Source organism: Streptomyces sp. NPDC056600 (assembly GCF_042792855.1).
Taxonomy (GTDB): domain Bacteria; phylum Actinomycetota; class Actinomycetes; order Streptomycetales; family Streptomycetaceae; genus Streptomyces.
This window is the reverse complement of the sequence record NZ_JBHTVQ010000005.1, coordinates 125,158-148,782: the sequence shown is the minus strand read 5'-3', so window position 1 is coordinate 148,782 and position 23,625 is coordinate 125,158. Positions and strand designations below refer to the sequence as shown.

General features: G+C 72.7%; 23 protein-coding genes. 7 read left to right on the top strand and 16 right to left on the bottom strand.

Annotated elements, in window-relative coordinates; all coding sequences use genetic code 11:
• Positions 1-151: 151 nt before the first annotated feature.
• On the bottom strand, positions 152-922 hold the full coding sequence (locus ACFRAV_RS04695) for a Type 1 glutamine amidotransferase-like domain-containing protein (protein WP_382551634.1): 771 nt from the start codon (positions 920-922) through the stop codon (positions 152-154).
• A 155-nt stretch (positions 923-1,077) separates the two neighbouring features.
• Entirely contained in the window at positions 1,078-2,229 is a 1,152-nt protein-coding gene (locus ACFRAV_RS04690; RefSeq protein WP_382551631.1) for a cellulose binding domain-containing protein, read from the bottom strand.
• Positions 2,230-2,673: 444 nt separating this feature from the next.
• Here ACFRAV_RS04690 and ACFRAV_RS04685 point away from each other — a divergent pair, with 444 nt between their 5' ends.
• Complete coding sequence (locus tag ACFRAV_RS04685) at positions 2,674-4,437, top strand: glycoside hydrolase family 6 protein (RefSeq protein ID WP_382551629.1); 1,764 nt, start codon at positions 2,674-2,676, stop codon at positions 4,435-4,437.
• A 63-nt stretch (positions 4,438-4,500) separates the two neighbouring features.
• Here the strand turns inward: ACFRAV_RS04685 and ACFRAV_RS04680 are convergent, their stop codons facing one another.
• Positions 4,501-5,631, bottom strand: coding sequence for a MerR family transcriptional regulator (locus tag ACFRAV_RS04680; protein WP_382551628.1), 1,131 nt, complete (start codon positions 5,629-5,631; stop codon positions 4,501-4,503).
• Positions 5,632-5,739: 108 nt separating this feature from the next.
• A complete protein-coding gene (locus tag ACFRAV_RS04675; RefSeq protein WP_382551626.1) occupies positions 5,740-6,636 on the bottom strand; it encodes an NAD-dependent protein deacetylase in 897 nt (298 codons plus the stop codon).
• 175 nt (positions 6,637-6,811) lie between these two features.
• Here ACFRAV_RS04675 and ACFRAV_RS04670 point away from each other — a divergent pair, with 175 nt between their 5' ends.
• A complete protein-coding gene (locus tag ACFRAV_RS04670) occupies positions 6,812-7,006 on the top strand; it encodes a hypothetical protein (protein WP_382551625.1) in 195 nt (64 codons plus the stop codon).
• 205 nt (positions 7,007-7,211) lie between these two features.
• Here the strand turns inward: ACFRAV_RS04670 and ACFRAV_RS04665 are convergent, their stop codons facing one another.
• From ACFRAV_RS04665 to ACFRAV_RS04650, 4 genes are all read right to left on the bottom strand, one after another.
• On the bottom strand, positions 7,212-8,186 hold the full coding sequence (locus tag ACFRAV_RS04665) for an aminoglycoside phosphotransferase family protein (protein WP_382551623.1): 975 nt from the start codon (positions 8,184-8,186) through the stop codon (positions 7,212-7,214).
• 70 nt (positions 8,187-8,256) lie between these two features.
• The gene (locus tag ACFRAV_RS04660; protein WP_382551621.1) at positions 8,257-8,772 is read right to left on the bottom strand and encodes a DinB family protein; all 516 of its coding nucleotides are present in this window, start codon (positions 8,770-8,772) and stop codon (positions 8,257-8,259) included.
• Between the two features lie 32 nt (positions 8,773-8,804).
• Positions 8,805-9,152, bottom strand: a complete 348-nt coding sequence (locus ACFRAV_RS04655; protein ID WP_382551619.1) for a MerR family transcriptional regulator — start codon at positions 9,150-9,152, stop codon at positions 8,805-8,807.
• 31 nt (positions 9,153-9,183) lie between these two features.
• Positions 9,184-10,131: an aldo/keto reductase gene (locus ACFRAV_RS04650; RefSeq protein ID WP_382551618.1), complete on the bottom strand. Its 948-nt coding sequence runs from the start codon at positions 10,129-10,131 to the stop codon at positions 9,184-9,186.
• 88 nt (positions 10,132-10,219) lie between these two features.
• Here ACFRAV_RS04650 and ACFRAV_RS04645 point away from each other — a divergent pair, with 88 nt between their 5' ends.
• Complete coding sequence (locus ACFRAV_RS04645) at positions 10,220-11,398, top strand: MFS transporter (RefSeq protein WP_382551616.1); 1,179 nt, start codon at positions 10,220-10,222, stop codon at positions 11,396-11,398.
• A 40-nt stretch (positions 11,399-11,438) separates the two neighbouring features.
• Here the strand turns inward: ACFRAV_RS04645 and ACFRAV_RS04640 are convergent, their stop codons facing one another.
• A complete protein-coding gene (locus ACFRAV_RS04640; protein ID WP_382551614.1) occupies positions 11,439-11,948 on the bottom strand; it encodes a GNAT family N-acetyltransferase in 510 nt (169 codons plus the stop codon).
• 206 nt (positions 11,949-12,154) lie between these two features.
• Positions 12,155-13,540, bottom strand: coding sequence for an FAD-dependent oxidoreductase (locus ACFRAV_RS04635; protein ID WP_382551613.1), 1,386 nt, complete (start codon positions 13,538-13,540; stop codon positions 12,155-12,157).
• A gap of 206 nt (positions 13,541-13,746) precedes the next feature.
• On the opposite strand from ACFRAV_RS04635, the gene ACFRAV_RS04630 reads away from it, so the two are divergent.
• Positions 13,747-14,838: an ABC transporter substrate-binding protein gene (locus ACFRAV_RS04630; protein ID WP_382551611.1), complete on the top strand. Its 1,092-nt coding sequence runs from the start codon at positions 13,747-13,749 to the stop codon at positions 14,836-14,838.
• Between the two features lie 172 nt (positions 14,839-15,010).
• On the opposite strand, the gene ACFRAV_RS04625 is transcribed toward ACFRAV_RS04630, so the two are convergent.
• The 3 genes from ACFRAV_RS04625 to ACFRAV_RS04615 all read right to left on the bottom strand — a co-directional run bounded on the left by ACFRAV_RS04625 (position 15,011) and on the right by ACFRAV_RS04615 (position 18,080).
• Entirely contained in the window at positions 15,011-16,309 is a 1,299-nt protein-coding gene (locus ACFRAV_RS04625) for a vanadium-dependent haloperoxidase (protein ID WP_382551610.1), read from the bottom strand.
• A 161-nt stretch (positions 16,310-16,470) separates the two neighbouring features.
• Positions 16,471-16,965: a YfbM family protein gene (locus ACFRAV_RS04620; protein ID WP_382551609.1), complete on the bottom strand. Its 495-nt coding sequence runs from the start codon at positions 16,963-16,965 to the stop codon at positions 16,471-16,473.
• Entirely contained in the window at positions 16,962-18,080 is a 1,119-nt protein-coding gene (locus ACFRAV_RS04615; protein ID WP_382551608.1) for a GNAT family N-acetyltransferase, read from the bottom strand. The genes ACFRAV_RS04620 and ACFRAV_RS04615 overlap by 4 nt, the downstream gene beginning before the upstream one ends.
• 30 nt (positions 18,081-18,110) lie before the next feature.
• On the opposite strand from ACFRAV_RS04615, the gene ACFRAV_RS04610 reads away from it, so the two are divergent.
• A complete protein-coding gene (locus tag ACFRAV_RS04610) occupies positions 18,111-18,578 on the top strand; it encodes a MarR family winged helix-turn-helix transcriptional regulator (protein WP_382551606.1) in 468 nt (155 codons plus the stop codon).
• A 46-nt stretch (positions 18,579-18,624) separates the two neighbouring features.
• Positions 18,625-19,098 carry a GNAT family N-acetyltransferase gene (locus tag ACFRAV_RS04605; protein ID WP_382551605.1) on the top strand — a complete coding sequence of 158 codons (474 nt, stop codon included), beginning with the start codon at positions 18,625-18,627 and terminating at the stop codon, positions 19,096-19,098.
• Between the two features lie 16 nt (positions 19,099-19,114).
• Here the strand turns inward: ACFRAV_RS04605 and ACFRAV_RS04600 are convergent, their stop codons facing one another.
• A complete protein-coding gene (locus ACFRAV_RS04600) occupies positions 19,115-21,115 on the bottom strand; it encodes a hypothetical protein (protein ID WP_382551603.1) in 2,001 nt (666 codons plus the stop codon).
• A gap of 347 nt (positions 21,116-21,462) precedes the next feature.
• On the opposite strand from ACFRAV_RS04600, the gene ACFRAV_RS04595 reads away from it, so the two are divergent.
• Positions 21,463-22,821 (top strand): FAD-dependent oxidoreductase, encoded by a 1,359-nt coding sequence (locus ACFRAV_RS04595; protein WP_382551601.1) that lies wholly within the window; start codon positions 21,463-21,465, stop codon positions 22,819-22,821.
• Positions 22,822-22,855: 34 nt separating this feature from the next.
• Here ACFRAV_RS04595 and ACFRAV_RS04590 read toward each other — a convergent pair whose 3' ends face one another.
• Positions 22,856-23,227 (bottom strand): toxin Doc, encoded by a 372-nt coding sequence (locus ACFRAV_RS04590; protein ID WP_351115311.1) that lies wholly within the window; start codon positions 23,225-23,227, stop codon positions 22,856-22,858.
• Positions 23,227-23,478, bottom strand: coding sequence for a ribbon-helix-helix protein, CopG family (locus ACFRAV_RS04585; RefSeq protein WP_382551599.1), 252 nt, complete (start codon positions 23,476-23,478; stop codon positions 23,227-23,229). The genes ACFRAV_RS04590 and ACFRAV_RS04585 overlap by 1 nt, the downstream gene beginning before the upstream one ends.
• Positions 23,479-23,625: the final 147 nt, after the last annotated feature.

Genomic DNA, 23,625 nt, shown 5'->3' with positions numbered 1-23,625 from the left:
GTCACCCTCTCGGTCCGGTCGCCGGGCGTTGACGAGTGAAGGCCATCAACTCCCCCCAGAAAACACCTGGTTGCCCGCGCGGGGCGGCAGGGCGGGGAGAGCTGTCCGAAAGTCGCCGTGCCGCGGCGCTCGGGCGCCGGCCCGCCCGGCCTCACCAGGCGGGGACGATCGCCCCCGCACGGTAGGAACGCACCACGACGCCGTCCCCGGCCGCCTCGCGGCGCACCAGGTGGGCGCGGCCGACCCCGTCGACCCGCGCCACGGGAGCCGCCGCGCCCGGCTCCGCGGTGATCCGCAGCGCCGTGTTCTCGTCCAGGGCGATCCCGGACGCGGTCAGACCCCGCCCGACCGCGGACACCAGCCGCGCCAACGTGCCCCACTGCGCGGCGTGCACGTCGACGGAGAAGGGCACGAGACCGAGCCCGGGCCGGACCTCGACCTCCTCCAGGTCCTCCGCGGTGTCCTCGGGACACACCGGCACCCCGTCGCCCAGCCAGCCGCCGACCACCGCGTCGCGGGCGGCGACGGCCGCACCGGCGGAGAACCCCGCGAAGGGCACGCCGCGCTCGCGCAGCACATCCGCCAGCGCCTTGCGGCAGTCGGCCAGCGCCGCCTGGTAAGCGGGGGTCAGCCCGCCGCCCACGAACAGCGCGTCGACGCCGTCCAGCAGCGCCGCGTCGAAACGCTCCCCGATCGGTACCAGCAGCGGCACGGGCACGCACGCCCCGCTCGCGTTCAGCACACCGGCGAACCGCTCGAACTGGGTCGGCCCGTCACCGTCCCCCTCGTCCACCAGGAGAACGCCGACCCGGGCCCCCTCCCCGGCGTCCCGCAGGAACGGCCCGTACAGCGCCGGCACGAACGCCTCGTCCCGGCCACCGCCGATCAGATGGATCCGCGTCCCGGTCCGCCCGTCACTCATCCGCACTCTCCGCTTCTCTCCAGCCCCCGAACCCGCCTGATCAGCGGGAAGGCGCACAGCGTAAGGGCGACGGGAGGCGCCGGTCGACGCATTTCCGGGGCCGGTCGAGCGTCGAGAGCGCCGAAAGGGGCCGGGGAGGGGCGAGCGTCCTCAGGTCAGCCGACCGTGCAGGCCGTGCCGTTGAGGGTGTAGGAGCCCGGCTTGGTGAAGGACCCGGAGTAGGTCCCCTGGAAGCCGAACGACTGGCTGGCGCCCGCCGCGATCTGCGCGTTGGACGAGGTGTTGGTCGCCGTCACCGCGCCGGAGTTCGGCGAGACGGTGGCGTTCCACGCGTTGGTGACCGTCTGCCCGGAGGGCAGGGTGAATCCCACCTTCCAGCCGTTGATCGCCGTGGAACCGGTGTTGGTCACGGTGATGTTGGAGGTGTAACCACCGGGCCAGGAGGTGGCCGTGTTGGTGACCTTGCAGGAACCGCTCGGGTTGGTCGGCGGCGGCGTGGTCGGGTCGGTGGGCGGCGGGGTCGAGGTGCCGGAGTTGACCGTCGACGAGAAGGAGTTCACCGCGAGGCCGGCGCCGTTGATCCAGGGCTCGAAGCCGGCCTGGATGCTGGTGATGTACCAGGACTGCTGAGCCATGCCCTTGGAGATCGTCTGCCGCACGAAGTCCAGGACGTCGAAGCTCATGCTGCTCACCGCGGACGGCGCGACGAACGAGATCACGTCGTTGCCGCCGTTGTTGCCGGTCCAGACGTCCCAGGTGCGGCCGGCGACCGTGGCCGTGCCGGTCTTCGAACCGATCGGCTGGATGGAGCCGACCTTGTTGAGCCAGATCATGATCTCGGTCGCGCTGACGCCGTCCTTCTTGGGCGACGGGTCGAGCCAGATGTCGAACGACGCGTTGTAGGTCGCGTTGCTGACGTAGGTGTACGAGATGCTGCTCGGCGCGCTGGAGATGGTGCTGATCTGCTTCGGCAGGTTCGTGCCCGGCGAACAGTTCGTGTAGTGACAGCCGTTGAAGATCGACGGGTACGACTTGGGGGCGCCGTTCGTGGGGACGGAGCCGTTCGCCGTCGTCAGCTGGAAGCCGGAGCTGGTGACGTTGATGCACTGCTGCTCGCTGGTTCCCCAGCGGTTGTTCTGGACGACGTACTTGCCCTGGATGGTCGTGGAGCCGTACTGGTCGCATATCAGGGTGTCGGCCTGCGCCGTCGTTGACGCAAGACCGACCGAGGTCAGCGAAGCGATTGTCAGGATCAACGCGGCCAGTGCGGGGTGCAGCGCGCGAAGCCTGGACAACAGGGCGGACATGCGGGTCCCTTCATCGAAACGAGCTGGTGGGGGGTGGTGCTCGGGGCGAATCGAAGACGGTCGCGCATCACTCCTTGCAGGGGGGTGCGGATGGCCCGTGGGGGACCGTGTGGGGGTCGTGCACCAGTGGGAGCGCTCCCATGGTGTGGGTGGTGATGGGAGTGGTCAAGGTGTTGGAGGGTTCGAAAATATTCGAAGACACTTTGCGGAAGCCGGCGGGAAAAAGGCCCGTCATCCATCTGTACGTGTACAGGAGTTGACGCTAACGTCCGTAGCACCAGTGGGAGCGATTCCGTTTTCAGTCGACACGTCCGCCTGTACGTGTCCGGCCCGCCAGGAGTCGCTCAAATGCGAAAGTCCCGTGTTCCCGCCCCCCGGCGTGACGCGGCGTGCTCCCGGATGCCGGGCGGAGTCGAACCGCACGGACAAGGAGACCCGCACACGATGCGCCGTACCCGAACAGCCTTACTCTCAGCTTTCGCGATGGTCGCGGGGGCAACGGGAGTGGCGGCCGCCATGCAGCCCTCGACCGCGGCTGCAGCCGCCGCGGCCTGCACCGTGAAGTACCAGGTGCAGAGCTCGTGGAGCGGCGGATTCACCGCCAACGTGACCCTCACCAACAACTCGGCCGCGAAGTCCTCCTGGAAGGTCGGCTGGTCCTTCGCCGGCAACCAGAAGGTCACCAACGGGTGGAACGCCAAGATCACCCAGAGCGGCGCCGCCGTGACCGCCGCCAACGAGTCGTACAACGGCCAGCTGGGCAGCGGGGCCTCGGTCAGCTTCGGCTTCAACGGCACCTTCAGCGGCACCAACGCGGCGCCCACGGCGTTCACGCTCGACGGCGCGGCCTGTGACACCGGGGACGGCCAGCCGCCCACGAGTCAGCCGCCGACCAGCCAGCCCCCCACCTCGCAGCCTCCGACGAGCCAGCCGCCCACCTCCCAGCCTCCGGGCCAGAAGGTGGACAACCCGTACGCCGGCGCCAAGGGGTACGTGAACCCGGACTGGTCCGCCAAGGCGGCCGCCGAGCCGGGTGGTTCCAAGGTCTCCAACCAGCCCACCGGCGTCTGGGTGGACCGGATCGCCGCCATCAACGGCGCGAACGGAGCGATGGGCGTCCGCGCCCACCTGGACAAGGCTCTGGAGCAGAAGGGCTCCGGCGAACTGGCGATCCAGTTCGTGATCTACAACCTGCCCGGCCGTGACTGCTCCGCACTGGCCTCCAACGGCGAACTCGGCCCGACGGAGATCGACAAGTACAAGACGCAGTACATCGACCCGATCGCCGCGATCTTCAAGGACCCGAAGTACGCGAGCCTGCGGATCGTCACGACGATCGAGGTGGACTCGCTGCCCAACCTGATCACCAACGTGTCCGGCCGTGACACCTCGGTGGCCATGTGCGACACCATGAAGAGCAACGGGAACTACGTCAAGGGCGTCGCCTACGCGCTCAAGACGCTCGGCGCCATCCCCAACGTCTACAACTACGTGGACGCCGGACATCACGGGTGGCTGGGCTGGGACACCAACCTGGGCCCGACGGTCGACCTGTTCAAGACCACGGCCACCACTGACGGCGCCCAGCTGTCGAACGTGCACGGCTTCATCGTGAACACGGCCAACTACAGCGCCCTGAAGGAGCCGTACTTCAAGGTCACCGACTCGGTGAACGGCACGTCCGTGCGCCAGTCCAAGTGGGTGGACTGGAACCAGTCCGTCGACGAGGTCACCTACGCGCAGATGCTGCGGGACAAGGCGATCTCGGCCGGCTTCCCGAGCAACATCGGCGTTCTGATCGACACCTCCCGTAACGGCTGGGGCGGCTCCGCCCGTCCGACCGCCGCGGGCCCGACGACCAGTGTCGACGCCTACGTGAACGGTGGTCGCGTCGATCGGCGCATCCACCTCGGCAACTGGTGCAACCAGTCCGGTGCCGGTCTCGGCGAGCGTCCGAAGGCCAACCCCGAGCCGGGCATCGACGCCTACGTCTGGATGAAGCCCCCGGGTGAGTCCGACGGCGCCAGCCAGCTCATCGACAACGACGAGGGCAAGGGCTTCGACCGGATGTGCGACCCGACCTACACGGGCAACGCGCGCAACGGCAACAGCATGTCCGGGGCGCTGCCCAACGCGCCGCTGTCCGGCAAGTGGTTCTCGGCCCAGTTCCAGGAGCTGGTCAAGAACGCCTACCCGCCGCTGTCCTGACACCGGCACCGCACAGAAGGCTGCCCGCCCCGCCGTCGACACGGCGGGGCGGGCAGCCCGCGTTCACGCCGAGGCCCGCTCCGGCCCGAAGACGTCGGCCACCACACAGCTGACGTTGTCCGGTCCGCCCACCGCGTTGGCCAGGGCGACGAGATCACGCACCGCCTGCTCCGGGCCTTCGGCCTGGGTGAGCACCCGGCGTATCTCCGCGGTCGCGACGACCGCGGACAGGCCGTCCGAGCACAACAGGTACCGGTCGCCCGGCCGTGCGTCGTGCAGGCGCATGTCGGGGGAGTGGTCCGCCCCCGGACCCAGCGCCTTCACCAGCAGGGACCGCTCCGGGTGCGAGGACGCCTCCTCGGGGCTCAGGCGCCCCTCGTCGACCATGGACTGCACCATGGTGTGGTCGTGGGTGATCTGGAACAGACCGCCGTCGCGCAGCAGGTAGACGCGCGAGTCGCCGATGTGGACCAACGCGAGCTGCGAACCGGTCCACAGCATGGCGGTCAGCGTCGTCCCCGCGACGACACCCTCGCCCGCGGTGGACGCCCCGTTCCCGACGGCCGCCCGGACCGCCCTCTCGGCCTGCTCGACCGCGTCCTCCAGGACACCGAGGAGCCCGGCCGCCGGTACGCCGTCGGTCTCCAGCCGCTTCAGCGCCCCGAGGGCAGCGGTGCTGGCGGGCGCTCCGCCGGCGCCGTAGCCGTCGGCCACGGCCAGCAGCCGGGGACCTGCGTGGACGGCGTCCTGGTTGCTCTCGCGGACCAGGCCCCGGTCGGACAGGGCGGCGTAACGGATGCCCAGAGGCTCGGCGACCGTCGAGGTGTTCGTGGACATGGCAGGGTCCTTCCGCTGCAGATGGTCGACGAGGAAGGTCGCCAGATCCCTACGCGTGGCCGTCTCGGTCTCGACCCGGGCCCAGAAGGCGCGGACCTCCCGGGCGGCCGGCCCGGCCTCCAGCGCGCACACGTGCCGGATGCGGGCCAGCGGCATGCCCAGCCGTCGCAGCCAGGCCACCAGCCGGGCCCGTTCCAGCTGCTCGGGCGCGTACCACCGGTAGCCGTTCACCGGGTCGACGTGCGCGGGCGCCAGCAGACCGAGCTCGTCGTAGAGCCGCAGCGCCTTCGGTGACAGCCGCGACGCCTTCGCGAACGCCCCGATCGTCAGCAGCTCCGACTCCACCCGTGCCTCCATGACAGCCCCCTCCTCGTACCGGACGCCTCGCGCCCGGCCCTCCCGATGCTGTGGCTTTCCCCAGGGTGAAGGTCAACCTCCGCCTCCGGACGACCGTCGCCGGTGCCGTCAGACCTCGTCCGGCGCCCGGGCGGGCCCGAGCTCCGCCGCCACGGCGGTGAGGGTCGCCCCCAGCGGGAGCGCGACGCGGGTGAGGGCCAGACGGTCGCCGCGGGTCGGGTCCCGGTTGACGATCAGCACCGGCTTGCCCTCCTGCGCGGCCAGCCGCACGAACCGGAGGCCGGACATCACCGTCAACGACGACCCGAGGACCAGCAACGACGTCGCTTCTCGCACCAGGCGGCGGCAGTGCTCCACCCGCTCCGGCGGCACGTTCTCCCCGAAGAAGACCACGTCCGGTTTGAGGACGCCGCCGCAGACCGTGCACGGCACCACATGGAAGTCGCCGACCTGTTCGTCGTTCAGATCCGCGTCGCCGTCCGGATTCAGCCCACTGGCCACCGGCGCGAACCCCGCGTTGACGGCCTCCAGCCGCTCGGCCAGCTCACGACGCGCACTCCGCGTGCCGCAGGAGAGACAGACCACCCGGGCCAGACTCCCGTGCAGCTCCACCACCGCCTCGCTGCCGGCGGCCTGGTGCAGACCGTCGACGTTCTGGGTGATCACCCCGGTGAGCCGCCCCTCCTCCTCGAACGCCGCCACGGCCCGGTGCCCGTCGTTGGGGTGGGCACGGCCGAAGGTGCGCCAGCCGAGATGGCTGCGCGCCCAGTAGCGCCGCCGGGCCTGCGGGTCGGAGACGAAGTCCTGGTAGGTCATCGGAGTGTGGCGGCTCAGGCTGCCGCCTTCGCCCCGGTAGTCGGGGATGCCGGACTCCGTGGAGATGCCCGCCCCGCTGAGGACCAGCACACCGCCGGCGCGCAGCGCGTCGACGACCGGTCCCGGATCCGCGGTGCCCGGGGGCAGGTCGTCGGGCGGGGTCCAGCTCAAGGTGGGACGCGTGCGCATGCGGCCAGGGTACGGAAGGCGCGCCGACGCCCGCCCGCGCCCCGCCCGGGAAGGCGCAACGGCCGCGGTGATCACCGTCCGTACCGGCCTGGCTTCAACGGGAATTCCGGGGGCACCCTCAATGCCATGACACCCGGGGAGCGGCCGTCTCGCGACGGCTCGGGAGGTATCGGTCATGCGGATCGGCGTCGGGGTATTACTGGTCCTCATGGGGCTGTTCTCCGCCCTGGGCGGCGCGGGGAAATGGGCGGAAATCTTCGGCAGCGACGCCGGTGAGCGTGCCCGGAGTTCCCCTGAGGTCGCCTACCGCGTCGTCGGCTGGCTGCTGGTCGCCGGAGGAATTCTCTGTGCGGCCGGAGTCGGGGAATGACGTGCCGGAATTCCCGGCGGAGCGAAGGAGGAAGCGTTGACGGTGGCCCTGCCCTTACTGCTGGCGGTCGAGGACAGGCGTCCCGACGGCCCCTCGTGGAGTCCTTATCTCGCACTGGGGATATGGCTCTGCATCGCGATCGTTCTCGGTACCCGGTTCTACCGCAGCCGCCGACAGCACAAATAGCGCGGCACCTCGGACAACCTCATGCGGCATTTCCGGACGCGACCTGTCCGGCCAGGGTCCGCAGGAAGCGCGAGCGGGCGTCGTCCCGCCCCGCGCACAGTGCGGGGACGGCCTCGAAGACGGCGAGCGCCCGGCACCAGGCCAGGACCCGGTCCGGCGACTGACCGGGAACGAGGGAGGCCAGCCGCTCGGTCCTCCGCTCCAGCGCCGGGAGATCGCTCACGCCGTCCAGCACCCGGTCGACGGCGTCGAAGTCCGGGTCGCCCCAGGTGGGCCGGGGATCGATCGCCACCGGCCGGCCGCCGGGCCCGGCCAGGACGTTCCCGGCATGGAGATCGCCGTGCACCAGTCCCACGGGGCCGGTGTCGCACAGCGCGAGAGCGGCCGCGCGGGCGCGCTCCAGCACCGCCGGGTCCAGCGCGGGACGGGGATCCGCCGCGGTGAGGCGACGTCCGGCCAGGGTGTGGAGCAACCCGATCCGGTCCGCGAGCGGGCGCAGCCCTGACCGCCGCGGACGACCGGGGACGCCCTCCCGCAGCGCCCGGAGCAGCGCCGCCACCTCCGGCAGTCGCGGGCCGCCCGCCGTCGCCGGCGCCGGGGAGACGCGCGCCGCCGGAAGGCCGCCTCCCCTCGCCGACGTGGGGGAAACGTCCGCGAGCAGGAGGGCGCCGACATCGAGGTCCTGCTCCAGCAGGTCCACCACCGAGGGAGTGCCCGACCAGAGGGACAGGGCCTCCGCCTCCTCCGCGGCGATGGCGAGTTCCGGCGTGACCTTCAGCCACACCGTCGTGCCGGCGTCCCGCCGCAGACAGCGGACGACCCGCGACGTGCCGCCGCCCAGCGACTCCACGGGCAGAAGACCCCAGCGTTCGCAGAGCCCGTCCACCAGCGACGGCAAGGCGTCGCACCAGGCTGCCACGCCGGGGCCGAACCGCACCGTCAACCGGTCCCTGGCCGCCTGGGGGACACGGACCGCCCCAAGTCCTTCGTCCACCTGTCCTCCTCCCGCTGCCGACACCCCCTGATCCGAGCGGCACTTCATGCCGAAGGCCGACGCGGAGGAGCTACACGCCGGAAGAGGGCTCCCCCATCGCACGCCGTGCGTCGAGGAGGTGATGCCGCAGTTCGTGCAGTGTGTGCACGGCCAGCCAGCGCAGTGACCGCTCCTCGGGCGCGGGGTAGGTGTACACCAGCGTGCGCTCCCAGTCGGCGGGCGTCAGGAGATCCAGCGCCATGCCGAACAGCAGCACCGCGTCCCGGAGTTGGCGCGCGACGTCGGCCGGCAGCTCCCGCGCGTATCCGGCGTGCTCCACCCGTTCGTCACGGCCCATGGCCTCGGCGACGGGAGTGTCCCGACGCCGCGCGGCCAGCACTCGCTCGCGCTGCACGAGCACGACGTCCCGCACATGGCAGGCGTACTCCAAGGACGACCACACCTCCGGCGCCGGACGGCGCCGCAGCAGGGAAGTCTCGGCCGCCAGCAGGTCCGCGTACTCGCCGGCGTGCTCCTGGGCGAGCCGCGATACCGACGGCGCCAGCGAAAGGTCGTAGTCGAAACCGCACTTGTCGCAACCTGTCATGCGCCCACGCTAGTACGGCCGGAGGCCCGCCCTCACCCGTAGTACGCGATCTTCTCGTCCAGGACCCCGATCGCCCGGTGCAGAGCGGCCACCCGCTCCTCGAGGGCGGCGCGGCGCTCATGGAGGAAGGCCACCCTGTCCTGCGGAGAACGGTCCGAGCGCAGGATGGCGACGAACTCCCGCAGGTCGGCGATCCCGAGCCCCGCCTCGCGGAAGCAGGTGACGAGGCCGATCCAGAAGACGTCGTCCTCGGTGTACGCCCTGCGCCCGCCGGCGGAGCGCCCGATGGGGCCGATCAGTCCTTCCCGCTCGTAGTAGCGCAGGGTGTCGATGGACACCCCGGTGCGGCCGGCGGCCGCGGCGGGGGAGAGGGTGGTCATCAAGGGCTCCTTCGGTGACCGCTCCGGCGGGCTACCGCGCCTCCGCGAAGCGCGCCAGGTGTTCGTCCGTCAGCCGCACACGGCGCGCGGCCAGCGCCTCCTCGATCTGCTCCACCCGGCTCACGCCCACGATCGGACCGATTCCCTGCCGCAGCAGCCAGGCCAGCACGACCTGGTTCCGCGTGGCCGACACCTCGCGGGCCACGTCCTCGAGGACGGCGAGCACCCGGGTGGTGCCGGGGTGATCATAGGTCTGCGGGAACGGTTTGTCCGCGCGGACGTAGGAACCCCACAGCAACGCGCTGTACGCCCACACGGCGAGGTCCTCCGAGCGGGCCAGGTCGAGGTCCTCCGCGGTCATCATGCGGTGACCGCCCTCCGCCACCGGCGTCAGCGGGCGCGGCTGGACCAGGGAGTGCCGCAACTGAAGGGCCGACCACGGCTCGACGCCCTGTTGGCGAGCCAGCGACCGGGCGCGCTCCACCCGCCAGGCGGCGTGGTTCGCCGCCCCGATCCGCAGCGCCGTCCCCTTCGCGGCCAGTTCGCCGAAGGCGCCCACCGTCTCCTCCAGCGGCGTCCCGCGGTCCTCCGTGTGAGCCCACAGGAGATCGACGTGGTCGACCCCCATCCGCCGCAGGCTTCCTTCCACCCCGGCGTGGACGGCACGGGCGGAGAGCCCTTCGGCGCTCTCCGGCCAGACGTGCGGAACGAGAGGGTTCTGACGGACCTTGGTCGCGATCCGCACCCGGTCGCGTGCGCCCGGCCGGGCCGCCAGCCACGCCCCGATGACCCGCTCGGAGGCGCCGCCGAGGCCGTCGGGGTCGTTCCAGAAGGCGTAGCAGTTGGCGGTGTCCAGCCAGACGCCGCCGTCGGCGACGAAGGCGTCGAGGATCGCGAAGGCCCGCTCGGGGGCGACGCGCGTGCCGAATTCCATGGTGCCCAGTACGACGGGCGGTCGGTTGCCGTTCATGCCGACCATGCTCGGATCTGGAGCGCGCTCCAGGTCAAGTGGTTGGTGCGGCAACGCGTTTGACACCGCCCCGTCGCCCGCGCGCACACTCCCCGCCATGCGCACCTACCGAGAGCTCTTCCGCGCCCCCGAGTTCACCCCGCTCTTCGTCTCGAGCGCCCTGTCGGTGGCCGCCACCACGGTCTCCGGGCTCGCCCTGGGCACCCTGGTCCATGCGGCCACCGGCTCCCCGCTGCTCACGGCCCTCGCCATGTTCGGACCCTCACTGGCCCAACTCGTGGGCGCCGCCACGTTGTTGTCGGCGGCCGACCGTATCCGTCCGCGCGCCGCGTCCACCGGCCTGGCACTGGCCTTCGCGCTTGCCACGGCGGTCCAGACCGTCCCGGGACTGCCGGTGTGGGCGGTCTTCGCCGTCCTGGCGGCCGAAGGGCTGGTGGCCTCCGTCGGAGGCGGGGTCCGCTCCGGGCTGCTCAACGACATCCTCACCAAGGACGGTTACCTGCTGGGCCGCTCCGTGCTCAACATGGCGGTCGGCACCCTGCAGATCTGCGGCTACGCCGTCGGCGGCCTGCTCGTCGTCCTGTTCGCCCCGCGCGGCACCCTGTTCGTCGGCGCGCTGCTGTACCTGGCCGCCGCGGCCGTCAGCCGCCTCGGCCTGTCCGACCGGCCGCCCCGGGCGAGCGGCCGGCCCACAGTCTCCGCCACCTGGCGTGTCAACGCCCGCCTCTGGGCCTCGGCCCCCCGCCGCCACGTCTACCTGGCACTGTGGGTGCCGAACGGGCTCGTCGTGGGCTGCGAGTCCCTCTTCGTGTCCTACGCCCCCGACCACGCCGGAGTGCTCTTCGCCTGTGGCGCCCTCGGCATGCTCGTGGGAGACACGCTCGCCGGCCGCTTCCTCGCCCCGCGATGGCGCGAACGCCTCGCCGCACCTCTGAGGTTGCTGCTCGCCGTCCCCTACCTCGTCTTCTTCCTCGAACCGGGACCGATCGTCGCCTCGGCAGCCGTCGCCCTCGCCTCCGTCGGCTTCGCGGCCGGTCTCCTGCTCCAGGAACGCCTCATGCGGTTCACACCCGACGAACTGAGCGGACAGGCCCTCGGACTCCACTTCTCGGGCCTGCTCGCCCTCCAGGGCGTCGGCGCACTGCTCGCCGGCACTCTGGCCGAACTCACCACGCCGGCCGTGGCGATGACGGTGACGGCCGCCGCCTCGGTCGCCGTCACCCTCCTCCTCGCCCCCGGCCTGCGGGAACGCCCACCGGCTGTCGCCACGGCCTGACCGCCGACCCAGGACGCCTCCCGGGCGCCCCGGCGGCGTGTCAGCGGCCGTCCCCCGCGCCGGGGAACCAGGTGTACTCGAACTCGGGGAGCTCGAAGCCCTGCGGGAACCTGCACACCCGGGACGCGGTCCGCCGCCCGCCGCACCGTTCGTAGAACGCCACGGCACGGGTGTTGCCCTGCAGCACCTCCAGGTAGGCGTCCCGGCCGGGGTGGACGTCCCGGACGTGGGCGAGGGCGTGCCGCAGGAGCCGGCCGCCGATTCCGCGGCCCGTGTGCCCCGGACGGGCGTGCAGGTTGTCGATCAGGACCCGCCCGTCCGCCCGGGGTTCGAGGTAGACGAAGCCGAGCAGTTCCTCTCCCTCATGGGCCAGGAACAGCGCCGCCCCCTGGACGGGCGTCCGCAGCCGGGCCCGCCAGAGATCTCGACGCTCGGCCAGGAGCGGGCCCCGCAGGTAGTCCGCCGGGAAGAGGGCCGCGTAGGCGGTGCGCCAACTGGCCGTGTGCACCTCCGCGACGGCGTCGGCGACGGCATCGGGGTCCGTCGGCACAGAATCCGTCGGCGCGGGGTCCGTCGGAGCGGCGGTCGTCCGCGCGGGGTTCGTGATGGCGCTTGCCGTCGGCCCGGTGGTCCTGGGGACGGCGATGGCCGGCGGTGCTGTCGTCGGTGTGGCGGCTGTGATCTCCACGCACGCATCATCGTCGCCACGGCCGTCCGCGTCCACGCCGCTGCTTCCTGCGACGGCCGGTGCGGGCCTCACCCGGCGACCGGTGTCGCGAGGAGCGCCTCCCACCGCGCGCGGCTCGGGCCTTCGTACCCGGGCGTGAAGCCGGGGCGGTCGGCCAGCCAGGCGGTCACGTGCTCGCGCACCTCCTCGCAGCCGTAGGCGTCGTCGGCCGTGCGCAGCAGATGACGCACCTGCGCCCTCGCCCGCATGACGACGGGATCGTCGAACGCACAGGCCGCCTGCGCCGCCGCACGCACGTCGCCGGACGACTCGCCCCGTGCGAGACGGAGCCCGCCCACGTGGTCGGCCGTCACCTGGGCGTCGAACCACGGTCGCAGCGCCCGCGTCGTCCAGCGGTGATGGCCGGCGGCATCGGCGGCGACCTCCTCGGCGTGCCGGGCGAGCCGCTGCCCGGCGAGCAGGCCCAGGGCGACACCGTGCCCCAGGGTCGGGTTGGTGTGCACCAGGCTGTCGCCCACGTTCACCAGCCCTTCGACCACCGGACCCTCCTCGTCGGCGAGGGCGCACCAGCGGTTGTCCAAGCCCGCCATCGCGAGCACGGGGGACAGCGGCTCGGGTCCCAGATCCAGCCACGCGGCGGTGGCGGGGAAGGCACGGGCGGCGGCCTCGAACACCTCCGGATCGAGGAGTGCGGCGCGGGTCGGGTCGCCCGTGGACAGCACGAGGTGCAGCGCGAAGGTGTCGTTGTCGGAGGGGAACACCCCCGCCAGAGCGAACGGCCCCGTGGAGCCGGTCCTCACCCTCCCGGGGTCACGCGGACCACCGGGCCGCGTGCGGTACCAGCGGCACAGGTAGGCGATGCCCGTGCGGTGACTGTCGACCACCGGCGGACGGCAGCCGGCCGCGGTGAGCCAGGCGGGCACCTGCGAGCGGCGTCCCGAGGCGTCGACGACCAGGTCCACCCGGTGCGACCGCGCCCCCGTCCGGACCCCGGTGACCCGCGGGGGACGGCCGTCCCGCACGACCAGTCCGCTCACCGCCTCCCCTCGCCGCACCTCGACGGACGGCTCCCGGCGCACGGCGGCGGTCAGCGCCGCCTCCAGGACGATCCGGCGCGTGCGCAGCGTCACCAGGTCCTCGTCGCCCGCCCGGTACGGGGGACGCTCGGGGAACCAGTCGAAGTCGTGGTACTCCCGCGCACCGCGACGCAGCAGGTCGGCGTGGACGTCGGGCGCCTCGGCGCGCAGGACGGTGCGGACCGGCGCCAGCAGCGAGTGCGGCTGGACCGCCTGCGGGACGCGAGGACGAGGCCAGCGGAAGAAGTCCTCGTCCAGGTCCTCCGCGGCGAGCCGCGGATCCCGCTCGAAGAGGACGACCGAGTGCCCCCTTCTTCCCAGCATCAAGGCGGTCCCCAGCCCGCTGATGCCCCCGCCCGTCACCGCAACCCGCGCCATGCGCCGCTCCTCGCGTCGTGTTGCGGGCCGAGACTACTGTCCCGGCGTCGCGCTCATCGGACAGGGGGAGTCCCACGAACTCGGCGGAAAGCGAGGACCCGCCCTCGCGGGACGGCTAGCCTTCCTCACTGGACGATCTTGAATCGACGGGTCCGGCGGCCATCGGCACGCCTTCGACAGCGACTTCGCAAGGGAGAGGCCGGCACATGGAGAAGACGCGACCGCGCCCCGCTCCCTTCCTGATCGGGGCCCTCGCCCCGCTGTCCCGCCCCGGCTGGACGGAGGCCGGCCGACACCTGCTCGCCGGGCTGGAACTGGCCCTGGAGGACGTCGACGCGGACGGCGGCGTCCATGGAAGGCCGCTGGAGCTGGTGGTCCGGGACACCGCCGCCGATCCGGCGCGTGCCGTGGCGGCCGTCGACGAACTGGTGGGTCTGGGCGTCGCCGCGCTGGCGGGGGAGTACCACAGCGTCGTCGCCCGCGCCGTCGCCGCCAGGGCCGACGCCCTGGGCCTGCCCTTCCTCTGCTCCTCCGCGGTGCTCGACGCGCTCACCGACCGGAGCACCGACCATGTCGCCCGCCTCGCCCCGCCCCAGTCCCACGGCTGGCGGACCTACGCGGACTTCCTCCTCGCCGCGGGCCACAGCCGGATCACCGTGGTGAGGGAACCGAGCGCGTACTGGACGGCCGGCACCCGCATCCTCGACGACCACCTCACCGCGCGCGGCGGGGCCTTCACCGCGCTCGACCTGCCCGCCCTGACGCCCGCGGAGGTCTGCGACGCACTCGCCGCGGACCGGTCGACGGCCCTGCTGCTCCTGCTCGGCCACCCGGAACCCGCGGTGTCCGTCGTCAAGGCCGTACGCGGCGACCGGCGCCTCACCGGCCTGCTGATCGGCGCCCCGGCGGGACAGCCGGAGTTCGCCTCATGGGCGCGGCTGCTCGGGGACGACGGCGTCGGCGTCCCGTTTCTGCGCTACCTGCCCGAACGCCTCGGCCCGCTCGGCACCAGGGTCCAACAGGCCCTGCGGTCGCGGCTGGACACCGAACCGTCCTTCGTCGCCTTCGAGGGGTACGACACCGGCCTCGTCCTCGCCCACCTCCTGCGGTCCCACGGCGCCGACCCCGCGGCGATCGCCGCCTCCTGGCCGCGGGTCGCGGTTGAGGGCTCCCGCGGCGAGATCCGGTTCACCCGCACCCCGGGAACCGGCGTCCGGCAGTGGGCCCACCCGCCGGTCCAGGTCGTCGACCGGGATCCGGCACACCCGGCACGCTTCCGCGTCCTGCACACCGGCTGAACCGGGGGCGCCCGGAGCCCGCGCGAACGCGCACCGTGGGGGCGAGCGCCCCCGGACGACGAGTTGCGGCCTGCACTCACACCGGGATCGCGGCGCGGGCCGTGACCGAGGCGGCGTACCTCGAGCCCCCCGGGTCCTCCTCGATGAGCCCCGGGACCGGCCGGGCAGCTGCTCAGTGGCCGCGCAGCGGGCGGAAGTACCGGTCGAGGGCCCAGTCGGCGATCCGGTGACCGACGCGGTTGCCGACGACGTCGGCGGTGCGGGTGTGGATGCCCGCGAACACCCGGGCGTCGATCGCGTCACGGTCGTACGCTCCCGCGTGCTCGTAGTGCCGCGTCGTGCCGCCACGCGTGGAGTGGACGGTGAGGTCGATCCGGTCGGTGCCCAGCAGCTTGGTCATGGCGCCGGTCAGCGCACCCGCGGTGGTCGCGTGACCGCTCAGGTAGTCCGGATGGGCGGGGGTCATGAGCAGCGGCTCCCAGCCGGGGTCCGGCGACGTCGCGGGACTGCCGTCCTCGTCCGCGCGGTGGATGGCGGTGACGGGGCGCCAGTTGCCGTACCGCAGCTTGGCGTCCCAGGCGGCGACGATCGCGTCGGCCTGGACGGTGTGCACCGCGGCGTACAGCCTGGCGGTGGCGGCGATGTCCAGCCGGTGACGGGCCGCGTGGTCCCCCAGGGCGCCGGGGAGGTCCAGCTCGGTGAAGAACCGCGCGGTGTCGGTCTGCGCCGGGGTGCGCCGCGTGCTGTCCTTCGCCCCGAACTCCCTTACCTCGACGAGGTCCCGCACGTACCGGGCGGAGCCCAGCGCGGGCGGCGGGCCGGGGCGGAACATGTCGGGGGAGCGGAGGAGCAGCGGGCGCATCCGGCCGAGCCAGGCGTTCGAGAAGGGGGCGAACGCCGGCGGGGTGGGACGCCAGACACCCGGGGCCGGCGGCCGGTCGAAGGACACCGGAGCGCCCCGGCCGTCGTTCGCCCTCAGGCCGACGACGTGGTCCGCCGCGCGCCGGCCGAAGGCGACGCCCTCGCGCTCCGCCCGGCCGTCGGGGATCTTCGCCAGCGTGGCCGCCAGAGCGGTGTCCAGGCCGGCCGCCGAGGCCGGGAAGTAGCGGGTGAGCAGACGGTGGGCCGCCGCGGCGGCGGCCGCCGCGGAGGAGGCGTGGCGCGGTCCGCGTTCCCGCCAGCGGTACGAGGCGTACCGGCCCTCGATCCCCGTCACGGCGTTGTGGACGGCCGTCGCCGCGTACGCCTCCCAGAACGCCCGGTCCGGCGGGGTGCCGTCCACCTCGACGGCGATCGTGTCGGCGGCGGTGCGCATCCAGTCGGAGACCACGGCAGGGTCCCGGCCGGCCGGCGGCGCGACCTCCTCCGCGGCGGCGGTCGCCGCCGTCGGCAGGGCGGAGACGAGCACCGCCAGGCCCACGGCCAGCCGGGCCAGCGGCGCGGACGCGACACAACTGTTCTTTCTCGTCATCAAGAGGCTCCTCGCACGAGTCCCCCGCAGCACTCTGCCCCAGCCCACGAGACGCGGCACCACCAGGCGACCGCCCCTGCGCCGACGGGAGTACCCCCTGCCACCGACGGAGCACCCGGCCACCGTCCGGTCGAGCCGCCCGAACTCGGAATCCCGGGCCGTCAGTCGATCCAGACGAGCACCGCGTCCCCCGCACGCGCCGCCGCCCGGAAGAACTCGCCCAGCGCCGCGTAATGACCGGTCACCCAGTCCAGCGACTCGCCGCGCTCCCAGACGACGTGCGGATAGATGTCCGCGGCGGCGAGATCCGCCGGGCCCACACCGTCGGCGAGGGAGGCGGGCGGGATCCGGTCGAACGCCTCGGCCGCGACGCGGACCCGCTCGGGCCGGATCAGCCGCGGCGGTCCGTAGCCCCAGTCCTCTGCCCCGGGAAGCACCTCGTCACCGAGGACGACGTCGACCGGGAAGCTCACCCGGTCGAGCAGGAACCCGAGCGCCTGCCAGGTCTTGTCGACGTCGTGGCGGCGCGATCCGGGCCCGGCGTCCGGCTCCTGTGCGACAGGCGTGTCGACGAGCCCCATCGCCCATTTCGGCTCCCTCACCGCCCGCTCGAGTTCCCCGGGGGACAGGCGCGCGTACTCTCCAATCATGCTCATGACCGGGCACCGGAGGCAGGGGCCGACACCAGGGCCTCCTCCCGCGAGACCCGCCCGGTCGCCTCCTTGACCAGACGGACGGTGTCCTCGTCCGGACCCGGCACCACCTGGTACCCCTCGCCGCGGTAGAGGCGGATGTTGCCCTCGCTGCGGGCGCCCGTGTGGAGAACCAGGGTGTCGCACCCCGGTTCGGCCTGCCCCTCCCCGACGCGCAGCAGCCACCGGCCGAGCCCCTGACCGCGCAGGTCCGGTACGACGGCGAGCCGCCCCACGTGCCACTCCCCGCCGGTGCGCCGGGCCCGGACCATGCCGAGCAGTCGGCCGTCCCGCCACAGCCCGGTGGCCTGCCAGGTCCCCAGCCACTCGCCCACCTGCTCCGGCGATTCGTCCAGCGCCGGAACGGCCAGGCTGTCGTTGGCGAGGGCCTCGTCCACCCAGCAGCAGCGCTGCAGCACCGTCACCTCGCCGGCGTCCTCGGGGGTCAGCCGCCGCAGGTAGGACCCCGGCAGGGGACCGGCCTGCACGCCGGGGCGCGCCCTCTCCCGCAGCGGCCGCAGCGCGTGCGAGACCCGGACCAGCTCGTCCAGGACGCCCACCGCCGCCCCCGCGAGCGCGGGAGCGGGACGGACCCGCCCGTCCTCGACGGCGTCGTGGATGCGTATCGCGACCGTGGAACCGAGCGGTACCAGACGCAGGGTGGTCACCACCTGCTTGGCGTGCTGCACGGCCCGTGTGCCCGCGGAGGTGTGGCCGTAGCTGACGAAGCCCATCGGCTTCCACGCCCACTCCCGGGTCAGGTAGTCGAGCGCGTTCTTGAAGGCGGCGGGCATCCCGTAGTTGTACTCCGGAGTGACCACCAGGAACCCGTCGGCGGAGTCCACCAGAGCGCTCCAGCGGCGGGTGTGCTCGTGGGCGTACACGCCCGAGGAAGGTTCCCGTTCCTCGTCCAGGAACGGCAGGGCGAGGTCGGCGAGGGACACGGGAACCAGCTCGACGCCGAGTTCGGCGGCGCGTGCGCCGACCGCCTCGGCCAGCCACGAACCGACCGCGGGTCCCAGCGCGCCGGGACGGGTGCTGCAGACGAGGACCAGGACACGCATCGTTTTCGTTGTCATGGAAATGAAAGCTAGGTGTAAATTGATTCCATGTCAACGAACGAGTCGCCGGAAGCCGTCAACTGGCTGAATCACGACGAGGAACGGGCGTGGAGGTCCTACCGGCGCATGGTGCTCGCCGTGCAGGCGGCCACCGCGCGCGACCTGGCCGACGTCGGTCTGTCCGAGCCCGACTACGAGGTGCTCAGCACCTTGTCCGAGCTGCCCGGACGCACCAGCACCCTGCGGGACCAGGCCGCCAAGATGCGCTGGTCACGCAGCCGGCTCTCCCGCCACGCCACCCGCATGGAGGCCCGCGGCCTGCTGCGGCGCGAACCCGATCCCGCGGACGGTCGGGGCTGCTTCCTGGTGCTGACCGACCAGGGGATGGAGACCCTCGAAGCGGCGGCCCCCGCCCATCTCGCCTCGGTTCGCCGCCACTTCGTCGACCGCCTCACCCCCGAGGACCTCCGCGTGCTCGAACGCGTGGCGGCGAAGCTGCGGGACGACGAGGACTGACCCGTCGCCCTGGTGCCCGTCGCCCGGGGCCGGGTAGGTTCTCGGCGTGAGCGACGACGGCAGGACCCGGATCCGACGGGCGGAACAGGCGGACGCGGCGACGATCGCGCGCATCCACATGACCTCCCGGTCGGCGACCATGCCCTATCTGCCCCCGCAGAAGCGCGATCACGAGCAGGTGACCCGATGGGCCCGGGACGTCCTGCTCCGGCGACACCGCACCTGGGTCGCGGTGCGCGACGCGGAGATCGCCGGCTACGCGGCCCTCGACGGCAGCATGCTCGAACACCTCTATCTGCGCCCCGACATGCGGCGCCTCGGCATCGGCACGCTGCTGCTCGACGAGATCAGGCGGCACAGCCCCGACGGGGTGCGCCTGCACGTCTTCCAGCAGAACACCGACGCCCGCGCCTTCTACGCGTCGCACGGTTTCACCCTCCTCGACACCGACGACGGATCCCGCAACATGGAGAACCTGCCCGACATGACGCTGGGCTGGACACCGAGGGACACGCGGTGATCCGCGCCGTCGGTCGTCACGGCAGGTGGAGGACCTCGTCGATCGCCGCCCGGGTCTCCTCGTCCTGGAGGAACGCCCGGTAGTCCCGGCGGTGCGACAGCCGCCGATCGGTGTCCCGCACCCTACGCAGAGTTGTCCGCGCCGCCGCAGAGACCGTGCCGAACCGGGCGAGGGCGCGCAGCGCCTCGCGGAAGTGGCCGTACGCTGCGCCGTCGTCGGCGACGGGATGGAGATGTTCCTCCAGGACGGACGCGCTCGGTTCGGTCTCGCCGGTGATCGACCACAGCGCGACCGCCGCCTGCAGCCGGGGCCAACCGTCACCGTGCTCCATCACCTGCCGCACCCGGCCTGCGTAGCCCGCGGCCGCCGGCCCGAAATCACCGAGGAGGCCGACGGGGCCGTACAGCGGTGCTTCCCCGGTCCGCACCGCCTCACCGATGAGGCGCAGTGCCGCGTCCCGGTCACCGCCCAGACGCCAGACGGCCCACGCCACCCTGCGAAGGTTTCCGGGAGAGTCGAGGACGGTGCATCCTCGTACGGCGGGCTCGGCCGACGCCGCGGCCGGTCCCATCGCCACCAGCGCATCGACTGCGTGCAGCGAGTACCGGGCGTCGTCCAGCAGCGTCACCACTTCCGGCAGCGCGGGCAACGCGGCCGGCCCCCACGCCTTGAGGACTTTCAGAAACCCGCAGGTCAACGGGCCGCCTCTGGCGTCCTCCCGGAGGATCTTGCGCACGGCCGGCAGCAAGGTCTCCGCGTGCGCCCGCAGTGGCATCAGGACCTCCTCGACCTCCGGCAGACGGGGGTCGCCCATGACGTACGCGCGCGAGTACTGGGCCTTGTACGGCGCGTACAGCCGCTCGACCAGCCCCGGCAGGGCGCGCCCGTCGCCGATACGGGTCAGCGCCCAGCGCGCGTGGTCGCCGACGGTGCCTTCGAGGAACTCGGCCTCGCCGGCGTCATCGAGGAGGGCGGCCAACTGATCGGCGTACGGAGCCGCCCGCGAACCCAGCACGGCCATCAGATGGGCCGCCCGGTACCGCACACCGTCGTCCGGCTCGGCGAGCAGCGCACCCGCGAGCGGCAACAGCACGGACGCCACGGAAGGCCGGACCACCAGAAGCCGCCACCCCTCGTCCAGCGCGGCCCGGCACAGCAGAGCGTCCCCGTTCCGGCGCGCCGCTCCGATGAGCCGGACGACGAAGGCGAGCGCCGTCGACGGCACGCCGTCGAAGAGGGAGGCCGTCCACGAAAGAACGGCCTCACGGGTGAAGGCGCCGCCTTCGACGCCCGGCACGTACCAGATCTCCTCGAACTGCGGACGCACCGCCACATCGGACAGGACCTCCACCAGCGCGTCCAGTTCACGGACCGCCGTCCCGGGCTCGAACCTGGCCCAGGCGTGCACGGCCGCGACCCGCATCACGGGGCTGTCTGTCCGCAGAGCCTCGGCCACCACCGCCCGAACCCGGTCCACCAACCCGTCCTCGACGGCATCGGCCGCGGCGGACCCCAGCGTGAGCAGCAGGGGTAGCCGCACCGTCGGATCCGTCTCGGCGTGCCACCGCTCCAGCAGCACGCCCACGTCCTCCGCAAGAGGAAGAGCCTCCCTCCGCACCTCGGGAAGGGGGTCCGAGAGCAGCGCCAGGACCCCGGGGCGCTGGGCCCGCCATGCTCCGTACCACCCCGCATCCACCAGATCCGGATCGGCCTCGGCCGCCGCTTCGGACGCGCATGCCAACAGCTCGGCCAGCGTGGCCCGGACGCCCGTCATGTCCGGATCGCCGGCGAGGGCGACGACGAACGGCAGCGCGGCTGTCTGGACGGAGGCCACGCGCCCGGTGCCGAAAGCGAAGCAGTCGAACAGGGGATAGCAGTCCTCCTCGGTCGCCGCTCCACCTTTGAGCGCCAGGCGACGCAGCTCTCGCCGCATCTCCTGGGGCGGACGGTGGGCGAGCGCCGATTCCAGCCGCTCCCACGGCACGTCCTCGAGCGCCTCAAGGTTTATGCCTGCCACTCGTACCCCCATGACCTCACGCGTGTCGGCTCCCGGCGGACATGACATCACGCGCTCGGCGACTTCGGAGATCACATCGGTCGGCGCCTCCGAGCCCGAAGTGCGGTGCACGGGAGCCTGAGTCACCTGCTCCTCACCCGCGCTCGTCGCGGCCGAACGTGCACCCGAGGAGCGCGGGAGGAGGCACGGGAGGGGCAATGTCCGAAAGCGTCCCCATCCGCTCCGCCGAGCGGAATACTGATTTCTCCGACGAACAGAGCGGCAGGGGAGACACATCAGTGGAATCCGCACGGAGGACGGGTCGTTCGGATACGGGCAACGATCGCGGCACGCGGCACGCGGTCGTGGTGGGCGGGAGTCTGGCGGGGCTGCTCGCCGCGCACGTCCTCGCCGGTCAGGCCGACCGGGTGACCGTCGTCGAGCGCGACCGGCTCCCGAGCGACGGCGGGCCGCGGCCCGGGGTGCCGCAGGCCCGGCATCCACACGTTCTGCTGGAGGGCGGGCAACTGGCGCTGGAGTCGCTGCTTCCCGGCTTCGTGGCGGAACTGCGGGCGGTCGGCGCACCGCGTGTGGGCATGCCGTCGGACCTGGTGCAACAGCAGGACGGGCACTGGTTCAGGAGGCTCCCCGCGACGACGCACATCTACACCGGTTCCCGTGGGCAGCTCGAGGAACTCGTACGGCGGCGGGTCCTCGCCAGTGCGTCGATCAGCGTGGTGGAGAAGACCGAGGTCGTCGGCCTTCACGGTGACGCCCGGCGGGTGCGGGGCGTCCTGCTCCGGAACCGTTCCGGTGGCGCCGGGGGAAACGAAGAAGTTCTCGAGGCCGATCTGGTCGTCGACGCCTCCGGCGCGGGAACGAAGGCTCCGCGATGGCTGACGGCCATCGGAGCCGATCCCGCCCGTGAGGAGACCATCGAGACGGGCCTGGCGTACTCCTCCCGCGTCTACCGTGGCCCGGAGGGTGTACTGGACGGCGAAACCCGCGGCTACTACGTCTACCCCAGTCCCGCCCAGGTGTACGCCGGCGGTGCGCTGCCCCTGGAGGACGGCACCCACCTGGTCGTCGCCTCGGGACTCCGCGGTGACGAACCGCCCACGGACGGCGAAGAGTTCGTGACGTACATCAGGAAGAGGCTGCCGCATCCGCTTCTGCACCGGTGGCTGGACGAGGCCGAACCCCTGACGCCCGCGTTCTCGTTCCGGCGGACTGCGAACGTCCGCCGCCGCTACGACCTTCCCGGCCGCCGCCCGGCCGGATTCCTCGCCACCGGCGACGCGCTGTGCACGTTCAACCCGATCTACGGACAGGGCATGTCCGTCGCCGCGATGAGCGCGGTCGTCCTGCGCGACGCATTGGCCGACCGACGCCGGCCCTCCACGACGCGACGCGTGCAGAAGGCGCTCCTCGCGGCGTCCAAGCAGGCATGGGACATCTCGGCCGGCTCCGACCGGTCGATGCCGGGCGCGGTGGGCAGCGCCGTGCAGACCGGGCCGGCCGACCGCGTCGCCGGCCTGTATCTGCAGCGCGTGCTGGAGCGCTACCCCGCCGACCCCGTGGTGGGGCCTGCCTTCCGCTCCGTCCTCGGCCTGTGCGCACCGTTCACCAGCCTGTTCGCCCCGTCCGTGGCCCGTGCCGTTCTCTTCACGCCGCCCACGCCGACCCCCACCGGGCCGCCGACGGCACCGGAGGTCCCCGCGGAGTGAGCGGGGGCCAGGGTGCCTCCCCGCACGAGACGGTCTAGGCCCGCCAGGCCCGCAGCCGCTCCGCGGCGGCGTACACGTCGGCCTTGTACGTCCTCACCTGGGCCACCAGCTCCGGCAGCGCCCCCCGGGGCGCGTCCACCGCCTCGCCGGCCTGCGCCATGTACTCCACCGCGGTCAGCGCGGCGAAGAACGCGTTGCGCGCCGGCAGCGGCTCCTCGCGGGCGATGGTCACCAGCAGGGCCGCGGCACGCCAGGCGTTGTCCGGCTCGTAGCCGATCCGGGGCGTGTTGACCCGATGGCGCTGCACGGCGGCGGCCAGCGCCGAGTAGTCGGCGACGTCCAGCTCGCGCGGCATGAGCAGTGCCTGGCGCTCCAGGAGCCACGCCAGGTCGATCAGCAGTTCCATCAGGCGGCGTCGGCCTCGGCGCCCCGCGGCACGGGGGCCGGCTCCTCGTCGGGGAACGCCTCCGCGAACTCCTCGGCGTGCTGCCGCACCCATGCCGCAGCCCGGCCGAGCGAGGCCGGATCGGACAGGCGGGGATCGCGCAGGGCGGCCTCCGTCAGGATCGCGGTCACGGTGCTGCCCTCACGGGCCGCCCGCTCCTGCAGCCGGGCGTGGACCTCGTCGGGGACGCGGATGGTCACGGACTTCGCCATGCGGCCCAGCGTACAGCGCGTGCTGTACGTGGTCGATTCACCCGTTCCGGTCGTGGGGGAGGAGCCCGCGGAGTGGCGACGAGTTCCGTCCCGGACCGGAGTCTGTACTGATGCCCGGGTCGGCCGCCGCCCGCTGTGGACCGTCAC

Excerpts from the sequence above, each read along its gene's own strand:
- ACFRAV_RS04655 (WP_382551619.1), bottom strand. The coding sequence starts at position 9,152 with ATGACCACCCTCTCCCCCGCCGCGGCCGCCGGCCGCACCGGGGTGTCC.
- ACFRAV_RS04645 (WP_382551616.1), top strand. The coding sequence starts at position 10,220 with ATGCGCACCTACCGAGAGCTCTTCCGCGCCCCCGAGTTCACCCCGCTC.
- ACFRAV_RS04610 (WP_382551606.1), top strand. The coding sequence starts at position 18,111 with ATGTCAACGAACGAGTCGCCGGAAGCCGTCAACTGGCTGAATCACGAC.
- ACFRAV_RS04660 (WP_382551621.1), bottom strand. The coding sequence starts at position 8,772 with ATGACAGGTTGCGACAAGTGCGGTTTCGACTACGACCTTTCGCTGGCG.
- ACFRAV_RS04635 (WP_382551613.1), bottom strand. The coding sequence starts at position 13,540 with ATGGCGCGGGTTGCGGTGACGGGCGGGGGCATCAGCGGGCTGGGGACC.
- ACFRAV_RS04680 (WP_382551628.1), bottom strand. The coding sequence starts at position 5,631 with ATGGAGGCACGGGTGGAGTCGGAGCTGCTGACGATCGGGGCGTTCGCG.
- ACFRAV_RS04620 (WP_382551609.1), bottom strand. The coding sequence starts at position 16,965 with ATGAGCATGATTGGAGAGTACGCGCGCCTGTCCCCCGGGGAACTCGAG.
- ACFRAV_RS04695 (WP_382551634.1), bottom strand. The coding sequence starts at position 922 with ATGAGTGACGGGCGGACCGGGACGCGGATCCATCTGATCGGCGGTGGC.
- ACFRAV_RS04675 (WP_382551626.1), bottom strand. The coding sequence starts at position 6,636 with ATGCGCACGCGTCCCACCTTGAGCTGGACCCCGCCCGACGACCTGCCC.
- ACFRAV_RS04650 (WP_382551618.1), bottom strand. The coding sequence starts at position 10,131 with ATGGTCGGCATGAACGGCAACCGACCGCCCGTCGTACTGGGCACCATG.
- ACFRAV_RS04630 (WP_382551611.1), top strand. The coding sequence starts at position 13,747 with ATGGAGAAGACGCGACCGCGCCCCGCTCCCTTCCTGATCGGGGCCCTC.
- ACFRAV_RS04590 (WP_351115311.1), bottom strand. The coding sequence starts at position 23,227 with ATGGAACTGCTGATCGACCTGGCGTGGCTCCTGGAGCGCCAGGCACTG.
- ACFRAV_RS04670 (WP_382551625.1), top strand. The coding sequence starts at position 6,812 with ATGCGGATCGGCGTCGGGGTATTACTGGTCCTCATGGGGCTGTTCTCC.
- ACFRAV_RS04585 (WP_382551599.1), bottom strand. The coding sequence starts at position 23,478 with ATGGCGAAGTCCGTGACCATCCGCGTCCCCGACGAGGTCCACGCCCGG.
- ACFRAV_RS04685 (WP_382551629.1), top strand. The coding sequence starts at position 2,674 with ATGCGCCGTACCCGAACAGCCTTACTCTCAGCTTTCGCGATGGTCGCG.
- ACFRAV_RS04690 (WP_382551631.1), bottom strand. The coding sequence starts at position 2,229 with ATGTCCGCCCTGTTGTCCAGGCTTCGCGCGCTGCACCCCGCACTGGCC.
- ACFRAV_RS04625 (WP_382551610.1), bottom strand. The coding sequence starts at position 16,309 with ATGACGAGAAAGAACAGTTGTGTCGCGTCCGCGCCGCTGGCCCGGCTG.
- ACFRAV_RS04615 (WP_382551608.1), bottom strand. The coding sequence starts at position 18,080 with ATGACAACGAAAACGATGCGTGTCCTGGTCCTCGTCTGCAGCACCCGT.